This is a genomic window from Paenibacillus sp. ATY16, from assembly GCF_003399985.2.
Lineage (GTDB): Bacteria > Bacillota > Bacilli > Paenibacillales > Paenibacillaceae > Pristimantibacillus > Pristimantibacillus glycanilyticus.
On sequence record NZ_NMOK02000004.1, the window covers coordinates 454415 to 472182 of the forward strand.

At 55.0% G+C, this 17768-nt stretch carries 17 protein-coding genes and 1 riboswitch; of the genes, 16 read left to right on the forward strand and 1 reads right to left on the reverse strand.

Annotation, left to right across the window (positions count from 1 at the left end):
- The first annotated feature begins 98 nt into the window (after positions 1-98).
- The 4 genes from CFI03_RS05120 (at position 99) to CFI03_RS05135 (ending at position 4380) form a co-directional block, all read left to right on the forward strand.
- Positions 99-878 (forward strand): aldo/keto reductase, encoded by a 780-nt coding sequence (locus CFI03_RS05120; protein WP_248756753.1) that lies wholly within the window; start codon positions 99-101, stop codon positions 876-878.
- Between the two features lie 132 nt (positions 879-1010).
- Positions 1011-1436: an RrF2 family transcriptional regulator gene (locus tag CFI03_RS05125; RefSeq protein WP_015847399.1), complete on the forward strand. Its 426-nt coding sequence runs from the start codon at positions 1011-1013 to the stop codon at positions 1434-1436.
- 64 nt (positions 1437-1500) lie between these two features.
- On the forward strand, positions 1501-1812 hold the full coding sequence (gene trxA / locus CFI03_RS05130) for a thioredoxin (RefSeq protein WP_015847398.1): 312 nt from the start codon (positions 1501-1503) through the stop codon (positions 1810-1812).
- A 207-nt stretch (positions 1813-2019) separates the two neighbouring features.
- Positions 2020-4380, forward strand: a complete 2361-nt coding sequence (locus tag CFI03_RS05135) for an S-layer homology domain-containing protein (RefSeq protein ID WP_248756699.1) — start codon at positions 2020-2022, stop codon at positions 4378-4380.
- Between the two features lie 73 nt (positions 4381-4453).
- Here CFI03_RS05135 and CFI03_RS05140 read toward each other — a convergent pair whose 3' ends face one another.
- Positions 4454-4597, reverse strand: a complete 144-nt coding sequence (locus tag CFI03_RS05140; protein ID WP_201002494.1) for a hypothetical protein — start codon at positions 4595-4597, stop codon at positions 4454-4456.
- A 90-nt stretch (positions 4598-4687) separates the two neighbouring features.
- Between CFI03_RS05140 and CFI03_RS05145 the strand changes: the two genes are divergently transcribed.
- The 12 genes from CFI03_RS05145 to rpiB all read left to right on the forward strand — a co-directional run bounded on the left by CFI03_RS05145 (position 4688) and on the right by rpiB (position 17688).
- The gene (locus CFI03_RS05145; RefSeq protein ID WP_127497946.1) at positions 4688-5098 is read left to right on the forward strand and encodes a hypothetical protein; all 411 of its coding nucleotides are present in this window, start codon (positions 4688-4690) and stop codon (positions 5096-5098) included.
- 93 nt (positions 5099-5191) lie between these two features.
- Positions 5192-7462 (forward strand): methyltransferase domain-containing protein, encoded by a 2271-nt coding sequence (locus CFI03_RS05150; RefSeq protein ID WP_248756700.1) that lies wholly within the window; start codon positions 5192-5194, stop codon positions 7460-7462.
- A gap of 133 nt (positions 7463-7595) precedes the next feature.
- The gene (gene ychF, locus CFI03_RS05155) at positions 7596-8696 is read left to right on the forward strand and encodes a redox-regulated ATPase YchF (protein WP_127497942.1); all 1101 of its coding nucleotides are present in this window, start codon (positions 7596-7598) and stop codon (positions 8694-8696) included.
- A gap of 165 nt (positions 8697-8861) precedes the next feature.
- Positions 8862-10481 (forward strand): copper resistance CopC/CopD family protein, encoded by a 1620-nt coding sequence (locus CFI03_RS05160; RefSeq protein ID WP_248756701.1) that lies wholly within the window; start codon positions 8862-8864, stop codon positions 10479-10481.
- Between the two features lie 127 nt (positions 10482-10608).
- Complete coding sequence (locus CFI03_RS05165) at positions 10609-11250, forward strand: YcnI family copper-binding membrane protein (protein WP_248756702.1); 642 nt, start codon at positions 10609-10611, stop codon at positions 11248-11250.
- A gap of 142 nt (positions 11251-11392) precedes the next feature.
- Entirely contained in the window at positions 11393-12463 is a 1071-nt protein-coding gene (prfA, locus tag CFI03_RS05170; protein WP_248756703.1) for a peptide chain release factor 1, read from the forward strand.
- A gap of 43 nt (positions 12464-12506) precedes the next feature.
- Complete coding sequence (gene prmC, locus CFI03_RS05175) at positions 12507-13454, forward strand: peptide chain release factor N(5)-glutamine methyltransferase (RefSeq protein WP_248756704.1); 948 nt, start codon at positions 12507-12509, stop codon at positions 13452-13454.
- Positions 13455-13743: 289 nt separating this feature from the next.
- Positions 13744-14499, forward strand: coding sequence for a stage II sporulation protein R (gene spoIIR / locus CFI03_RS05180; RefSeq protein WP_248756705.1), 756 nt, complete (start codon positions 13744-13746; stop codon positions 14497-14499).
- Between the two features lie 144 nt (positions 14500-14643).
- The gene (locus CFI03_RS05185) at positions 14644-15714 is read left to right on the forward strand and encodes an L-threonylcarbamoyladenylate synthase (RefSeq protein WP_248756706.1); all 1071 of its coding nucleotides are present in this window, start codon (positions 14644-14646) and stop codon (positions 15712-15714) included.
- A 115-nt stretch (positions 15715-15829) separates the two neighbouring features.
- On the forward strand, positions 15830-16342 hold the full coding sequence (locus tag CFI03_RS05190; RefSeq protein WP_283094428.1) for a manganese efflux pump MntP: 513 nt from the start codon (positions 15830-15832) through the stop codon (positions 16340-16342).
- Between the two features lie 41 nt (positions 16343-16383).
- Positions 16384-16962: a low molecular weight protein arginine phosphatase gene (locus CFI03_RS05195; protein ID WP_201002472.1), complete on the forward strand. Its 579-nt coding sequence runs from the start codon at positions 16384-16386 to the stop codon at positions 16960-16962.
- Between the two features lie 86 nt (positions 16963-17048).
- Positions 17049-17129, forward strand: a riboswitch (ZMP/ZTP riboswitch).
- Positions 17130-17229: 100 nt separating this feature from the next.
- Complete coding sequence (gene rpiB, locus CFI03_RS05200) at positions 17230-17688, forward strand: ribose 5-phosphate isomerase B (protein WP_127497925.1); 459 nt, start codon at positions 17230-17232, stop codon at positions 17686-17688.
- Positions 17689-17768: the final 80 nt, after the last annotated feature.

Consider the following 17768-nt stretch of genomic DNA (forward strand, 5'->3'; position numbering starts at 1 on the left):
GGAGCTGAGAAGCAGCATTTTTAGAATGAGGGAGGAGAAGAGTTGTGAGCAAATTTACATCCATTACGCAAACCACGGAATTGAACAACGGAATTCGGATGCCTTGGCTTGGCTTTGGCGTATTCAAAACAAAGGAAGGCGAAGAGGTCGAGCAAGCGGTTGCGGATGCCCTGGAGGCAGGCTACCGCAGCATCGATACGGCGGCGATCTACGGGAATGAAGAAGGCGTAGGCAACGCGATTGCCGCAAGCGGTCTGAAGCGCGAGGAGCTGTTCGTTACGACAAAGGTATGGAACAGCAACCAGGGCTTCGAGAGCACGTTGAAGGCTTTCGAGGAAAGCCGCCGCAAGCTGAAGCTGGACGTTATCGATTTGTATCTCGTTCACTGGCCGGTGGCGGGCAAATACAAGGATACTTATCGTGCTTTGGAGAAGCTGTACAAGGAAGGGCATGTGCGGGCAATTGGCGTCAGCAACTTCCTGATACCTCATCTGGACGATCTGCTTGGCAGCTGCGAAGTGGTGCCTGCGGTGAATCAGGTGGAATTCCAGCCCTACCTGACTCAGCCTGATCTGCAGAGCTATTGCAAAGAGCGCGGCATCCAGCTTGAGGCATGGAGTCCGCTACTCCAAGGTAATCTCGATGTGCCGCTGCTGCAGGAAATCGGACAAGCTCACGGCAAATCGGCTGCGCAGGTTATTTTGCGCTGGGACTTGCAATGCGGCGTCGTCACCATTCCGAAGTCCGTTACGAAGAGCCGGATTATCGAGAACGCGGACATTTTCGACTTTGAACTTACCGCCGAAGAGGTGGAGAAGATCAATGGCCTGAATGTCGGCCGCCGCTTTGGATCCGACCCCATGAATTTCAATTTCTAACAACAAGCTAAGCGAATAAGGGGGGTGCCGCCGTCGCACCCTATGACTGTGGCGGAAATCGGGCGGCCTTGCTATTGACAATGTTAACTGTAATTGATATTATTACAGTACTAAACAGGGAGGCCGTTCACATTGAACAGCGAATTTACGATTGCCGTACACAGTCTCGTTTATTTAGCCTATCTGCCCGAGCGGATGGCGAGCAGTGAGATGATCGCCGACAACGTAGGCACGCACTCCGCGCGCGTCCGCAAAGTTATGAGCGGATTGCGCAAAAGCGGCTTTGTCGATACACGAGAAGGCGCAGGAGGCGGCTACAGGCTTACAATTGATCCAGATGTCGTTACGCTTGGCGATGTATATCGCGTCATGGCGCAAGGCTCGTTTATTCCGAGCTGGTGCTCGGGTGATCCGGGCATGGATTGCGTCGTTGGCTCGAATATGAACCAAGTGATGTTCGGGATCTTCTGTACAGCCGAGAAGCAGCTGGAAGGCTACTTCAGCGGCATCACGATTTCCGATGTACTAAAGCAAATTCACGCTTGTGGTTGCGATTAGGCTACAATAAAACGGTACGTGGCGGAATTCCCTTATCATATTATTTTGGAGAGGATGATTGACAATGGCAGTAGCATTGACAAAAGATAACTTTGCAACTAGCGTGGAAAACGGCGTTTCTCTGGTAGACTTCTGGGCACCTTGGTGCGGACCTTGCAAAATGCAGCTCCCTATCGTAGAAGAGCTTGCAACTGAACTGGAAGGCCAAGCTACAATCGCAAAAATCAACGTTGACGAAGAGCCAGAGCTGGCTTCCCAATTCGGCGTAATGAGCATCCCTACACTGATCCTGTTCAAAGACGGTCAACCCGTTGACAAAATGGTCGGCGTACAAAGCAAAGACGCTCTGAAAGCAAAAATCTCCGGCCAACTGTAAGATTTGGCTGCAAAGCATGAAAAGCCAGGGACCTGCGTATAACGCGGGTCCCTGGCTTTTTTAGTGCAGCAAAGCACCTCTGGAGGAAGGCGCGTGACCGTGTGAAAAATGATAATATGAAAATATTGGGACGGGACGCAACTTCTGGCGCGGCTGCCGCGTCTATTTAGCTGATTAACAAGAATGGAAAAGGATAGGAGGTTCGTTATGGTGATGAATCATCGCAAGAAGCTGGCCGTGCTGGCAACCGCGGTTATGCTGACGAGCAGTATTCCTGCCCCGGCCTTTGCCGAAAGCGCTGACAAACCGGCAGCTTCGGCCGTATCGGTATCAGGAGATGCTGCCGGATCGGACGGAAACGCGGTTGCTCCCGTTAATGTGAAGGTGACGAAGGAAAAGGCGGAATCTCTCGCCAGACAGACCGTAAGCGTCCCGAAGGAATACGCGCTGCAAGGGGCTTCGCTCTCGTCCGATACGCTGGCTGGCGGCAAACGCAGCGTATGGGGTCTGGATTTCGTGTACAAGGTAAACGGCAAAAACAAGGGCAGCATCTATGTACGGTTAAATGCGGATACCGGCCAGCTTCTTGATTACAGCACCTACCTCGATAATCCAAGCGCCAAGCCTACTTATCCGCTGAAGGTTGAGCGGGAGGCCGCGCAGAAGATTGCTTATTCCTTCTTGTCGGAGGTAGCGCCAACTTACAAGGATCAAGTGAAATTTAATCCGGAATACGGCGCGCAGCAGCTTCCTCCTCTGACGGGAGAGATGCGCCACACGCTCAGGTTTGACCGGGTTGTCAATGATATTCCTTACGTGGATAACTATATCGAGCTTGATGTCGACAGCGAAGGGCATGTCTTGCGCTACACCCTGCAGTGGGATGATACGATTCAATTTCCGAAGGCGGATGCCAGGCTGACGGCCGATGAAGCGAAGAAAAAGCTTATCGAGCAGGCAAAGCCGGAGCTGCGTTACATTATCCCTAATAATCCGGAAGGGCCTATCAAACCGGTGCTGAGCTACGATATGGGAGCTTTTGCGATTGATGCGGTTACCGGCAAAGAAGTGCAAAGCGGATACATTGATCCCAACCAGGTATCAGGGACCCCGATAGCGGATAAACCGCTGGGCGAAGCTCCCGGAGCGGTGAATCTGACCGAAGAGCAGGCGAAGCAAGCCGTGCTGTCAGCCTTCTCTATTCCTTCAAACGCGGTGTACACCGGCGCAAGCTATTACGAGAATACGGATGACGGTGCCGGTGCGACGGTTGCCAGCTGGCGGCTCGAGTGGGAGCTGAAGAACGGAAAAGACACGGTCGGCTCCGCATCGGCATTAATCAATAGCCGGACGGGATTTATCAACAGCTTCTATTCCTATCAGAACAACCAGAATGCGAGCGCGAAGCCTGCCTTGTCTTATGACCAAGCGGAAGCCAAAGCCATTGAAACGGTGAAGAAGCAGCTTCCTTGGGCGGCGGATGAGCTGTATATCGTGAAGCGCGATAAGTCGCAGTACGACCCGGATAAAGTATCGTATATCGATACGTATTATTTCAGCTTCGTTCACAAGATTAACGGCGCAACGGCCGATTATGACAACGTGAACGTATCCATTGACTCGAATACGGGCGCGGTGCGCAGCTACGATGCCAGCATCCATCCGTATAAATACCCGGAGACGGCGCCTAAGGTTATTACGCCGGCGCAAGCCATTCAGAAGTGGATGACTTATTACCGGACGGAGCTGACTTATTATTTGACGCAAAATTACGTGTACCAGGGCCAGCCGATTCCCGTCGAGAAATATAAGACGATGCTGGCTGCCGGGGTGATTCAGCCGTCGGATGTGGAATCCAACGCTAACGCTCAGCTCATCTACCGGTTAGTGCCGCGCCAGCTGGATGAGTCCATCTTCCTGGATGCGGAATCGGGCAGCTGGAGAAGCCGGGACACCGGAGAGGTTACCCAGCTGGAGAAACCGAAGGCTACCGATATTGACGGTCATTGGGCGCAGCGCCAGTTAGAGCTGATGGTGGCTTACAAAGCGCTTGATGTGAAGGACGGCAAGGTCCGTCCGAATGAAATCGTAACCCGCGGCGAGCTGATCAAAATGCTTGTGCTGGCGATGAACAGCGGTCGTCCGCCGGTATTGTACGCAGGGTCGGCGGATTCAACGGCATCCGCTTCATTTGCCGATGTCGGCACGAAAAATCAATATTATGCATACGTGGAAAGCGCGCTCCAGCAAAATCTGATCGACATCGGCGACGGTTCGTTTAATCCGGACGGCAAGGTGGACCGCGAGGAGATGGCGGAGTTGATTGTGCGCGCGCTTGGGTACAACTCCCTCGCCAATTACGATGATTTGTTCAATATCAGCTTCAAGGACGCGGACAAAATGGAGAAGAAGGGCCAGGCGGCTATTGTTGTCGGACTGAAGATTATGACGCTATCGGGCGGCAACTTCCAGCCGGCTAAGCAGGTGTCGAGAGCCGAAGCCTCCGTAGCCTTCTTCCGCTTCCTGCAGACAAGGGCGGAGCTTCAGGAGGCGCCGCTGCGCAATTGAGGTCGGTTCAATAAAGAAGCCCCCGTTTGGTTCGCTGCCGTGGCAGCTTCCAGGCGGGGGCTTTATGTTGGGATTAGTCCGTTTTTTTGTTCTTGGAGGAGAAGTTGGTAACGGATTTCGCATCCTCAATCGTATCGTTGACAAATGCCATATCTTGGTTCTTTGCCTTCATGGCCGTTGTCCCTTTATAATTGCCTTTGTGGGTTTGATTTTCCATCGTGTAGTTTTCACCTCCTGGTCCCTGTTAGTATGGGCGGGGGGAGGGTTTGGCATGCAATCGTGTTCGACAACATAAGGGGTGCAGAAAATGGTTAAGAAGTCAGCGTTATTTAAGTATGTGGTGTTTGTCCTCTTTCTTTTGTTCACCATGCTTGTTGTTTACGCAAGCAACGAATTTCTAATGCGCAACGGCGATCCCGATGTGACGGCCAAGTTCCTGTTTGTTCTTTTCGGCATTACATTCGGCTTTGGAGCAAGCCTTCATCTGATCGGCAAAGGCGAGTTCGGGTTCCGTATAAAGGAAACGCAGTTCACGTTAATGCTGTCGATCGTAATCGTAGTCCTGAATTATGTGGCGGCCGTCAATTACGGCAAGCTGTACACCGGCGCCGAAGGGACATACGGGACGCTGAGCCGGATCATTCTCGATGACAAGAACGAAGCGATTTTTAACGTGCTGGCCGGTTATTTGTTCGGTTTATCTTTCTATAAAAAATAACGCCTCGGGGCAGTAGGCGAACAGCCTTTGCATCCGGGCTCCTTCTACATATGCTGTTGGCATGAACCTATGTGCCGGGCGGTGAAGAGATTGGTGCTGACGAGCATAATCCTGGTGACCAGAAACGGGCTTGATTATACAAAATCATGCGTGGAAAGCATCAGGCGACATACGGCGGCGGGCAGCTACGAGCTGATCCTTGTCGATAACGGATCGGAGGACGGGACGGTCGACTGGGCGGGAGCCGAGCCGGATATCCTTCTGATCGCGAATCACGGTAACGCCGGATTCCCGAAAGGCTGCAATCAAGGGGCATCGGCCGCATCCGGCGAGCTGCTGCTCCTGCTGAATAACGATACTCTGGTGACGCCGGATTGGCTGGACGGTCTGAAGCGCAGTTTGCTTAGCGATCCTTCGATCGGTGCGGTGGGGCCGGTCACGAACTCGGCCTATTACTATACGCAGATTCCGAGCCATTATTCGACGATCGAGGAGCTCGACCGTTTCTCCGAATCGGTGAGACGGTCTGCGGGAAGCCATCCCATGGAGGAGCGGCTGAAGCTGATCGGCTTCTGCATGCTGCTACGGCGGGAGGCCTACGAGAAGGCCGGCGGGATGGATGAGCGGTTTGGCATCGGCAATTACGAAGATGATGATTTGTCGCTGCGATTAAAGCTTCTCGGGTATAAGCTTATGCTTTGCCGCGATACCTTTATCCATCATTACGGCAGCGTCAGCTTCCGGGCGGATTCGGCCATGTATTTGCAGCTGTTCGCCCGCAACAATCAGCTTTTTCGCGAAAAATGGGGATTCGCTTCTTCGGAGGCGCTGATCATTCATTCCGATATGCTTGGGCTGCTGGACCGGGAGGTATCCGCTGCCGGCGGCGGGAGCGGAAGTCCAAGATTTCTGAATATCGGCTGCGGCTGCGGAGCGACGCTGCTCAGCTTGCGGCACCGGTTTCCCGGTGCTTTGCTGTATGGAGTCGAAAAAAACGGTCAAGCGGCCAAGGTGGCGGAAGCGGCCGGCATCCGGGTGTTCGGCTCGGAGGATCCGGAGCAATGGGGCCTGGAGACTGGCTCGTTAGACGGCATCCTTATCGGGGATGCCCACATCTGCGGGACGCCCGAGGCGATGCGGAAGCTGAAGCGGCTGCTGAAGCCTGCCGGCTGGCTGATCGGAACGTTCCTGAACCGTCATTACTATCCGTTTATGCTGCGTTATTTGCAGCCGGATAATGACGATGCCCAGCAGCAGTCCGCTTATCTGTATTCCATTGAGCAGGTGAGGAAGCTGTATGCGGATGCCGGGTTTGCTGCCGTTTCGACCCTGCTTATCGATGACGGGAAGGATGGGCGCCCCGGTTCGGATATCAGCGCCGAAGACTTCAGCCTGCTGGAGCGGATGGCAAACGGCAAGCACCCGGTGAAGGGGAGGCTGACCTCGGGCAGCATTATTACGCTTGGCATAAGCGTTAAGCCGGAGCTGACGCCCGCCCCGGTAACCGAGCTTGAGTCTGAGGAGTTCACGGCCGTGGCGGCGGTTGCGGAAGAGCTGCCGTTGCCGCTGCCTCCGGTGGAGGAAGCAGTGCAGGTAGTGCCCGAACAGCCGCTCAAGGAACAAAACGATGTCGTGTTCAGCGGCGAACGGCTTGTGGTCAACCGGCAGGTGAAGGAGCGGTATGCCGATGTATACGAGGAGCATCTGTACCGTTACGAATTGGCGTGCCGTTATGTCAGGGGCCTGAAGGTGCTGGATGCCGCCTGCGGAGCGGGATACGGTTCAGCATTATTGAAGCATGCGGGGGCTTCGGAGGTTACGGGCATCGATATCGACGCCGTTTCCGCCCGGCTTGCGGAACGGGATTACGGCGGAGAAGGGATACGGTTTGAAACGGGCGACGTACTAAAGCTTCCTTTTGCAGGCGAATCCTTTGACGCGGTTATTTCCTTCGAGACGATTGAGCACGTAAGCGATGGAGCGGCATGGATCCGGGAATCGGCCCGCGTGCTGAAGCCCGGCGGGTTATTTATCGTGTCCACGCCTAACCGCTCGGTAACGAACCCTCCGCTATATTACGAAGAGCAGCCTTTTAACGAATATCACCGCTTCGAATACCGGACCTCGGAGCTGGTGGGCGAGCTGCTGGCCTGTTACGACATTGAAGAGATGTTCGGGCAGAACCCGGTTGACGATTCAAGGCTGCTCTCCATGAATTGGATGCGGGAAAAAGTGGGTCTGCCGCTGGGAAGAGCCGAGGAGCGCCTGCTTAGGGCCGAAGGGCATGAACCGCTGCCGCTTGCGAGGTTCAAGAGCTGCGATCCGATGTACGTTATTGCGGTATGCCGTAAAAAGCGAACCTGACGAAAGCGGGATAAAGGCGGCAACGCCCCATTTTTGGAAGAACTGTCTACCTTGTACTAGGGCTTTTATTGTAAGCGGCCATCGGGTATAATGACGTGAGATTGTTACTTCGGAAAATGGGGTGTCTTATTTCATGGCTTTGAAAGCAGGTGTCGTGGGATTGCCGAACGTCGGCAAGTCCACTTTATTTAATGCAATAACGCAAGCAGGCGCGGAATCCGCAAACTATCCTTTCTGTACGATTGACCCGAACGTGGGCGTGGTAGAGGTGCCGGACTACCGTCTGGACAAACTGACAGAGCTCGTGCAGCCGAACAAAACGGTTCCGACTGCCTTCGAATTCGTTGATATTGCCGGTCTTGTGGCAGGCGCAAGCAAAGGCGAAGGCCTTGGCAACAAGTTCCTCGCCCATATCCGCGAGGTAGACGCGATCGTTCACGTTGTACGCTGCTTCGAGGATGAGAACATCACGCACGTAAACGGCAAAGTGGATCCGCTCGGCGATATCCAGACGATCAACCTTGAGCTGATTCTGGCGGACATCGAGTCCGTTGAGAAAAAAATCGAGCGTTCCCGCAAAAACCTGAAAGGCGGCGACAAAAAAATCGCCCTGGAAGTGGAAGTGCTGGAACGCGTCAAAGAAGCTCTCTACAACGACCAGCCCGCGCGCAGCGTAGAGCTGTCGGATGACGAGAAGCTGATTATCCGCGATCTTCACCTGCTCACCATGAAGCCGGTGCTGTATGCCGCAAACGTAGCCGAGTCGGAGGTTGCGGATACGGATAATAACAAGTTCGTGCAAGCGGTGCGCGAATTCGCGGCTGCCGAAGGCGCGCAAGTGGTGCCAATCAGCGCGAAGGTGGAAGAAGAAATCGCTGAGCTGGAAGGCGAAGACAAAGCGATGTTCCTCGAGGAGCTGGGCCTGCAGGAATCCGGCCTTAACCGTCTGATCAACGCGGCTTACAAGCTTCTTGGCCTGTATACGTACTTTACGGCTGGCGTGCAGGAGGTTCGTGCCTGGACAATCCGTAAAGGCATGAAGGCTCCGCAAGCGGCCGGCGTTATCCATACCGACTTCGAGCGCGGCTTTATTCGCGCCGAGGTTGTGTCGTTCGAGGACCTGGCTGCCGCCGGTACGATGAACGCGGCAAAAGAAAGAGGCCAGCTGCGCCTCGAAGGCAAAGAATACGTGGTGCAGGACGGCGACGTTATGCACTTCCGTTTCAACGTTTAATAGCAGCGGGACGAAGGCGGTATTGTTCTCATTTGGGAGAGCAATACCGCTTTGCTCTGTTCTTGCGGAAAACGCTTTTATCCAAGCGTAGCTCGAACGAGTCATGCGGAAAGCGGTTGGCAGTCGTACAATGGGAAGGAAGCTAAAGAATAGGAGCATGGTGTTATGACTTTACATACGTTACCGACGTTACCGAAACGAATGCTGGCAGCGGTGATGCTGCTTGTCGTATTGGCATTAACGCTTGCGCCGCAGGCTTTCGCGCATGCGACACTGGAGAAGACCGTTCCTGCCGCGAACGTGAAGCTTGCCGAGTCGCCGCCTTTTGTGGAGCTAACGTTTAACGAGGCGGTTGAGCCGAGTGCCGGATCCTTGGAAGTCGTGGATTCGAAGTCAAACAAAATAAAGACGGAAGAGCCGGTTCTGGAGAACGGCGGAACAACCCTTAAGGCAGGTCTTCCCGCGCTTGGGGACGGCGTTTATTCGGTCTCTTACCATATCATTTCGGAGGACGGCCATCCGATCAGCGGCTCTTATGCTTTTGTTGTCGGCAATCCGCCCGATTGGAAGGACGGGGAGACGTTTGCCACGCAAGCAAGCAATTCAAAGGGGATGCAGCAAAACCTGCTGTATGCCGTGCGGGTGCTTTATTATGCCGCGCTGCTGCTGGCCACGGGCATCGCTTTATGGTCGGTCTTTATCCGGAAGCCAAGCGAATCGCTGCAATCAGCCTTTAAGCGTTTGTCCCTGATTGGCATGCGGGCGCTTTTGCTTACGGTACTGGTTCATATTTTCCTGCAGGTTAACGAATTGATGAAAGGCCAGCCGATTTCCTCCTGGGGGTCGCTGTTTACGAATACGACTACCGGACGGGCATGGCTCGAGCTCATTATCCTGGTTTTGCTTGGTTTTGCAGCCCAGCGGTTCAAAGAGAGGTTTGTCAGTCTGCTGTGGGTGGTACTGCTGCTTGGCGTGGAAAGCCTGATCGGCCATCCGGCGGCAAATGACCAGAAGGTGCTGACGATTGCTTTTGACTTTATCCACTTGATTGCCTCCGCGGTCTGGTCTGGCGGTCTGGCCGTGCTCCTGTACGTCTGGTACGCGGACCGGAAGGAAGCGGGGCGCTTTGGAGCAAGCTTCTCGCAGGGCGCTTTGATCTCCCTTGCCGTGCTTGTCATCAGCGGGGTAACGATGACGCTGTTGTTCCTGCCGAAGCTGTCGTATTTGTGGCTGACCACATGGGGCGGACTGCTTACCGTAAAGGTTGTTCTTGTCGTCGCGGTGCTTGTGACGGGTACGCTATTGCGTCTCCGGATGAAAAAGAGCGGCTTCCCGGCCGGAAGCCTGCTGAAGGCGGATGCCATTATGATGGCCTGTATCGTGGCGATTGCAGCCGTGTTTACTTATATGAGCCCGCTGCCTCCCAACGAGCCGTATAACTTCCACCAGATGGGCGAGGATATGCACGTAACGTTTAACGTTTCGCCTAACGTACCCGGCGGGGACAATACGGTTTCCCTCCATGTCTGGCTGCCGGAGGAGTCGGGGGCGCCTAAGTCGGTTATTCTGCGCCTGCATTCGGACAGCAGGAAGGACGCTCCGATCGATATTCCGCTGGTGAAGGACGACAGCGAGCCTAACGATGCTTTCCCGGGCTACATCAGCGCGTCCTATGAGGCGACGGGTCCATTCCTTCCCTACGCCTCCAAATGGACGGCAGAGATTCGTGTCATGGACCAGGACGATAATGAGCTTGTCCGGGAAACCGCGTTCCGGAATTATTAGAACGGACGGACACATAATAGTCATATCCGGGTAGCCCTTTCGAGTCATGTCAGGCATTCCGCGCGGTTATATACTCTTCTCAGAGAAGCGCACGACAGGCTTATGATCAGAAAGGGAGATGCGTCAGATGAAGAAACAGATGAAAAAATGGGTAATAGCGGCTGCGATGGCCGTATGCCTGATGATGTTCGCAGGAGTGGCAAGCGCCCACGTAACGGTTCAGCCGCCATCCGTACCGGCGAATTCGTACCAGGTATTCGCGGTTCGCGTGCCTAGCGAGGAGAAGGGCGTTAACACCGTCAAGGTACAGGTTAAGGTGGCGGACGGAGCGGTCATTTCCCGCGTTGAGCCCAAGCCGGGCTGGACCAGCGAGCTTGAAAAGGATGCTAACGGCGTGGTGACAACCATTACCTGGACGGCTGCGGAAGGCGGCGGTCTCAGCGAAACGGAATTCACCGAGTTCCGCATGAGCGGCAAAGTAAACGAAGACGCTACCCAGCTCGTATGGAAAGCTTACCAGACCTACAGCGACAACAAGGTTGTCGAATGGGTCGGGGCAGACGGCTCGGATAAGCCGGCTTCCGTAACAACCGTAACGGCGGCTGTCGCGGAAGGCGACGGACACGGCCATGATGCCGGCGCCGCGGCGGATGCAGGCGATTCGAAGGACTCGGATTCCGACTCGGCGCTTCCGCTTACGTTATCGATTATCGCGGTTGTGCTTGGTTTGGCTGCCGTCGTGCTTGCGGCTAGAAAAAACAAGAAATAAACAGAATGAAGGGGCTCCGTTTTCCTTAAGGAAGACGCGGAGCCCCTTTCGGGCGACTTAGGCAAATACACCAGTCGAAAACGCGGGTCCTTTGTGCTATAATGAGTGATACCATTAAGGAAAATCATAGAGGTGAATCATTGTGTTGGACCGTTTACAAGCGCTCGCAGACCGTTACGAGAAGTTAAGTGAACTGTTGTGCGATCCGGATGTAGCCAGTGATCCGAAGCGCCTGCGGGAATATTCCAAGGAGCAATCGGATTTACAAGAGGCTTATGAAGCCTTCACAGAATATAAGCAAGTGTCGGAACAGCTTGAAGATGCCAAGCTTATGCAAGGCGAGAAGCTCGACGACGAAATGCGCGAGATGGTCAAGATGGAGATTGAAGAGCTGTCCGAGCGCAAGACCGCATTGGACGAAAAAATTCGCATCGTCCTGCTGCCGAAGGACCCTAACGACGAGAAGAACGTTATCGTCGAGATCCGCGGTGCGGCAGGCGGGGACGAAGCTGCGCTGTTCGCTTCCGATCTGTACCGCATGTATACGAAATACGCGGATACTCAGGGCTGGCGCGTAGAGCTCATGGACCTTTCCGAGAATGATCTGGGCGGATTCAAAGAGGTTATCTTCATGATCAACGGTAAAGGCGCCTACAGCAAAATGAAATACGAAAGCGGCGCTCACCGCGTTCAGCGTATTCCGGTAACGGAATCGGGCGGCCGTATTCATACCTCTACTTCGACGGTATCGGTTATGCCGGAGGTTGAAGAAGTCGAGGTTGAAATTCTCGATAAAGATATCCGGATCGATACATTCTGCTCCAGCGGTGCAGGCGGTCAGTCCGTTAATACGACGAAATCGGCGGTACGCGTGCTTCACGTGCCTACCGGCATTATGGCGACCTGCCAGGACGGCAAATCGCAGAACGAGAACAAAGCGAAGGCGCTGCAAGTGTTGCGTGCCCGCATCTACGATATCCGCCGCCAGGAAGAGGAAGCGAAATACGCAGGCGAGCGTAAGCTGAAGGTTGGCACGGGCGACCGAAGCGAACGCATCCGCACGTATAACTTCCCGCAAAGCCGCGTAACGGACCATCGTATCGGTCTGACGCTGCACAAGCTGGATTCGGTTATGAACGGCGACATGGAAGAGATCGTATCGTCCTTGACCATTGCCGAGCAGGCGGAATTGCTGGAGAGAGAGCTTAACTAAAACCTTCGAGTCCAAAGACTCCCGAGGAAGGGAAGCTAGAGAGATGAACGATCATACAGACGAACGGGTGTTTTTTGCACCGTCGTTTACCATTAGGGAAGCCTGCATGCAGGCTTCTTCGTTTTTGGAGGGGCTTGGCGTTATGGAGCCGCGCTCTAACGTAGAGCGGCTGCTGATGCACGTGCTTGGCATCGAGCGGTCAGCGATGCTGCGCGACTTCGGCGAGCCCTTTCCGGCGGAGCATGCCGTGGAATGGGTCGAGCTGATCCGCCGCAAGGCGGCGGGCGAGCCGGTGCAGTATATCATCGGCGAGGAATGGTTCTACGGCCGGCCGTTTACGGTTACGCCGGCTACGCTTATTCCGCGGCCGGAGACGGAGCTGCTCGTCGAGGCCGTGCTTGAGGCGGCCGACAAGCTATGGCCGCCGGACGGGGCTGAAGCGCCGACGGTGGTTGACGTCGGCACCGGCACCGGCGCCATCGGCGTGACGCTTGCTTCGCAGCGTCCCGGATGGCGCGTATGCGCGTCCGATCTTTCGCCGGACGCGCTTGAGGTCGCCCGCGCGAACGCGGCCCGCCATGAGGCGGCGGGGCGCATGGCGTTCGTGCAGGGCGACCTGCTGGCGCCGTTTGCGAAGCGCGGCGCCGCAGGGGCGGCACCCGATGCGGAGGACATCCGCATCGATGTGCTTGTGTCCAATCCGCCGTATATTCCGGCGGATGATCTTGCGGGCCTCCAGCCCGAGGTGCGCGATTACGAGCCGCGCCTCGCGCTGGACGGCGGGGCGGACGGACTGGATCCGTACCGTCGCATGGTGGAGCAGCTGCCGTCGCTTGCGCAGCTGCCGCGTATTGTCGCCTTCGAGCTTGGCATGGGCCAAGCCCAGGACGTTGCCGCGCTGCTGCGGAATGTCGGCGAATGGGACGACATCCGCATCATTACCGATTATGGCGGCATCGAGCGTCATGTCATCGCCGTCCGCACAAAATAGTAAGTTTATTGAACACGCTGCCGGCGCATCATCCGATGCCGGCAGCGTGTTTTTTGTTAACTCCGCTGCAACACGGAAAAACCGTGTTACAGCCCCCTGCCCCGTACCTCGCCCTACGCCATTCCCCGCTCCCTCCCCTCACCGGCCTCGTGTGTTATGAAAACAACTCTATCATTTTCATTTTTTCTGCTAGGTTTATAGAGCCGGGAACGCGGACATAATGACGGATAGATACGTTCCGGAACGCAAGCTGATGCACCGACGGGTGCGATCGAGAGGAGCTTGTGTTATGATCAACCGCACTAATTCCCTTTTTTATTTCCGTAAATCTTATGCTTTGTTGGTTATCGTTTTGTTTGTTCTTGTGATGAGCTGGGAGCAGCAGCGTACGGATGCGGCTGTGGTCGATACGATTATTCCGCAAGATTCCATTCGCCTGCGCATCTTGGCTAATTCTGATTCCCCTGCCGACCAGGCCGTAAAGCGCGTTGTCCGCGATGCCGTGGTGAAAGCCATGGACACTTGGGTAACGGGTCCGCAAACGATTGAAGAAGCGCGCCAAACGGTGCTTGATCATATGGACGAAATCAATGGTATCGTAGCTGACGTGCTGACAAGCCGCGGGTTCGATTATAGCTATCATGCAGAGCTGGGCCAGGTTCCGTTCCCGACAAAAATGTACAGCAACGAAGTGTATCCGGCAGGCAACTACGAAGCTCTCCTGATTACGCTTGGCGAAGGCAAAGGCCAAAACTGGTGGTGCGTGCTGTTTCCTCCGCTGTGCTTCATCGACGCGGCAACCGGCGAAGCCGCCGCTGCCGATCCGGATGCTGACGCCGCGAAAGCGGAGACGGTAAAAACGGCTTCCGCCGATCATAAAGATAACGCAAAGGTTGAAAAAGCTTCTGACGGCAAAGAAGGCAAATCCGAAGCTTCCGTTCAAAAATCGCAAGACGAGAATAAGCAAGGCGAAGCGCCGAAAGCGAAGTTTTTCCTGCTGGAAATTATCGAGCAATTCATCAACTGGCTGAAAAGCCTGTTCTAAAGCAAGCTGCCCGCGGCGGTTCTTTCAAGGCGCATAGTCGCCCGGCAAAGGGCCGCCGCTCCGCAATTCAGGTTGTATATGCTATAATGGGGGCAGTTAGACGACGAACGATTACTTTCGAATAGCAGGGATTGAAGGATAGAGATGACAACAACGAAGGTTTGGCGGGTTGCGGAGGCTGCTCCTGCCGATGCGATGGCCGGACAATTGGAGGAAGCGGCGGCGCTGCTGCGGGAAGGAGAGCTGGTTGCCTTTCCGACCGAAACGGTATACGGCCTAGGTGCGGATGCCCGGAACACAAAGGCGGTTGAAGGCATATTCAAGGCAAAAGGACGACCGTCGGATAATCCCCTCATCGTGCATATCGCGGATGAAAATCAGCTGGCGGAGCTTGCGCTTCCTTATCCGGAGCTTGCGACCCGGCTGATGAAAGAGTTCTGGCCGGGTCCGCTTACGATCGTGCTGCCGGTACGCACAGGCGCGGTATCTCCGCTTGTTACGGCAGGGCTCGCGACCGTCGGCATCCGGATGCCGGATCATCCGGCCGCGCTTGCCCTCATTCGGCAATCCGGCTGTCCGGTAGCAGCTCCCAGCGCGAACCGCTCCGGCCGGCCCAGCCCGACGCTTGCAGCGCATGTGCTGGAGGATCTGGAAGGAAAAATCAGCGGCATCGTAGACGGAGGCGCGACTGGCGTCGGACTGGAATCAACCGTTATTGAGCTGCCGGATTCGAATACCATCCGTATTCTCCGTCCCGGAGGGATTACGGCCGAGCAGCTGCAGAGCGCCGCGCCGGAGGCGGTAATCGATGCTCCAGCGGCAGCGAATCCGGATGTGACGGAGGCGCCGCGCTCGCCGGGCATGAAATATACGCATTATGCGCCGAAAGGCGATCTTTGGATCGTGTTGGGCGAACCGGCGAATGCGGTCCGTTATATTCAGGAGCAACTCAATCATGCCAAAACAACGCCTGTGAAGACCGGTGTTCTCACTTTCGACGAAAGAGCTGCCGCGTATGATGCCGACCTGATCCTCAGTTACGGCAGCGAGCTGCATCCGGAGCAGGCGGCGCATAACCTGTATGCGGCACTCCGCCGGTTCGACTCGGAAGGCGTGCAGCGCATATGGGCGGAAGGCTGCTCCGAGGAAGGGATCGGACTTGCTCTGATGAATCGTCTGGCGAAAGCGGCGGGGCATCAAATCGTCCGCGTATAGAGTAGTATGTTTGTCCCCTTGTCCGCATATCTTGGTTAAGAATGGATGTGGACATGGGGGCGATAGCGTGACTGATGCAACTTTGCATGCCGGACAATTCGCGACACTGCTCATTATGGCGGTTGCGCTTGGCATGGATGCTTTTTCGTTAGGAATCGGAATCGGGCTGAAGGGGATTCGCCTGCGGGATGTGCTCCGGTTAAGCAGCATTATCGCGTTATTCCATGTGCTGATGCCTCTTGGCGGCATATATGCCGGACATTTTGTCAGCGGACTGCTTGGCCATGTTGCGACGATGGCTGCGGGCGTGCTGCTGCTTTTGCTTGGCGGGCACATGATTTACAGCTCGCTCAAAGGGGAATCGGTCCAAACGATGGACTACCGTTCCTCGATCGGAACGTTTTTGTTTGCGTTCAGCGTCAGTATCGACTCCTTCTCCGTTGGCGTAACACTCGGCATGTTCGAGGCCGATATTTTGCTGACGGTGTTATTGTTTGGGTTTTTCGGCGGGTTAATGTCCGTACTGGGACTGCTGCTTGGGCGCCGGGTCAGCGAAAATCTGGGCGGCTACGGGGAGGCGCTCGGAGGGACGATCTTGCTCATTTTCGGTCTTTTATTTATATTTTAATACATCAATGGAATCAGCCATACCAGAAAGGGGAATGCAGCATGACGCGCATCTTGTTTGTTTGTACCGGCAATACCTGCCGCTCGCCGATGGCGGAAGCCATGCTGAGGACGATGGCGGAGCAGAAGGGGATATCGCTGGAGGTTCGTTCCGCCGGAGTATCTACCATTGACGGACTGCCGATCTCGTCGCATGCGGCAACAACGCTGCGGGGCAAATCGGTCGAGCACCGCGGCTCGTCGCGCGCGTTAAGCGGAGAAGCCGTTGCATGGGCGGATCTCATTCTGACGATGACAGCCGGACACAAACGCGGCTTGCTCAACTATTTCCCTGAAGCCGTGGATAAAGCTTATACGCTCAAGGAATACGTTAACCAGGATACGGCCGTTCAGGCGGACATTGAAGAGCTCGAGCGCCTGTATACGGAGATGCATATGAAGCAGGCGCTAGGCCAGCAGCTGTCGACTGCGGAACGTTCCCGTCTTCTGGAGCTGGAGCGCCGGATCCCAAGCTTCGATATCGCCGATCCGTTCGGCGGAACGCTTGGCATGTACGAAAGCTGCGCCAAGGAAATCGAAGAGAGCCTGAAGGCCCTCCTTCAAATGCTTCAAAAGGGATGATATTCCATGCCGGAAATAGGCCCGATTTATGCGTATATTTGATTGATTTTCACGGTTGAATAAGCTATCATGAAGGTAACAAAGACGGTTTCCGATGTAACTGGCGACGGAAGTGGGTAACCACGGTGGAGCATCGGAACATACGGCCGGTCGCCTGGGCAAAGAGCAGCATGCTAGTGATAGCATGTCATGCTCTTTTTTCGTCTTTTTGAGGATTTTAGGTATAATAAGTCCGTATGATTCGACAACTAGCAGGAGGGTTTTGCGTTGAAAATTGCAATTGGTGCAGATCATGCGGGTTACCGTCTGAAAGATGAAATTGTTCCGTTTCTTTTATCGCTTGGTCATGAAATTGAAGACTTGGGCTGCGACTGCAGCCAGTCGGTGGATTATCCCGATTATGCGCTGCCTGTGGCAGACAGAGTGGCCGGCGGTCAGGCTGACCGAGGCATTCTGATTTGCGGCACGGGTATCGGCATGTCAATCGCGGCGAACAAAGTTCCTGGTATCCGCTGCGCGCTGGTGCATGATATGTTTTCGGCACAAGCCACCCGCGAGCATAACGATACAAACGTGCTTGCGATGGGCGAGCGTATTATCGGCCCTGGTCTTGCGCAGGAAATTGTCCGCATCTGGTTGGAAACACCGTTCTCTGGCGGCGATCGCCACGTTGGGCGTGTCCGGAAAGTGAAGGAAATCGAGCAGCAGTATACGGTTCATCCTTAGGTCCATGCTTTCGAAGCAAGAATTATCATTAACCGCTTAATTAACTGGCCATCGGTGTAATTAATCCTTAAGCGATTCGT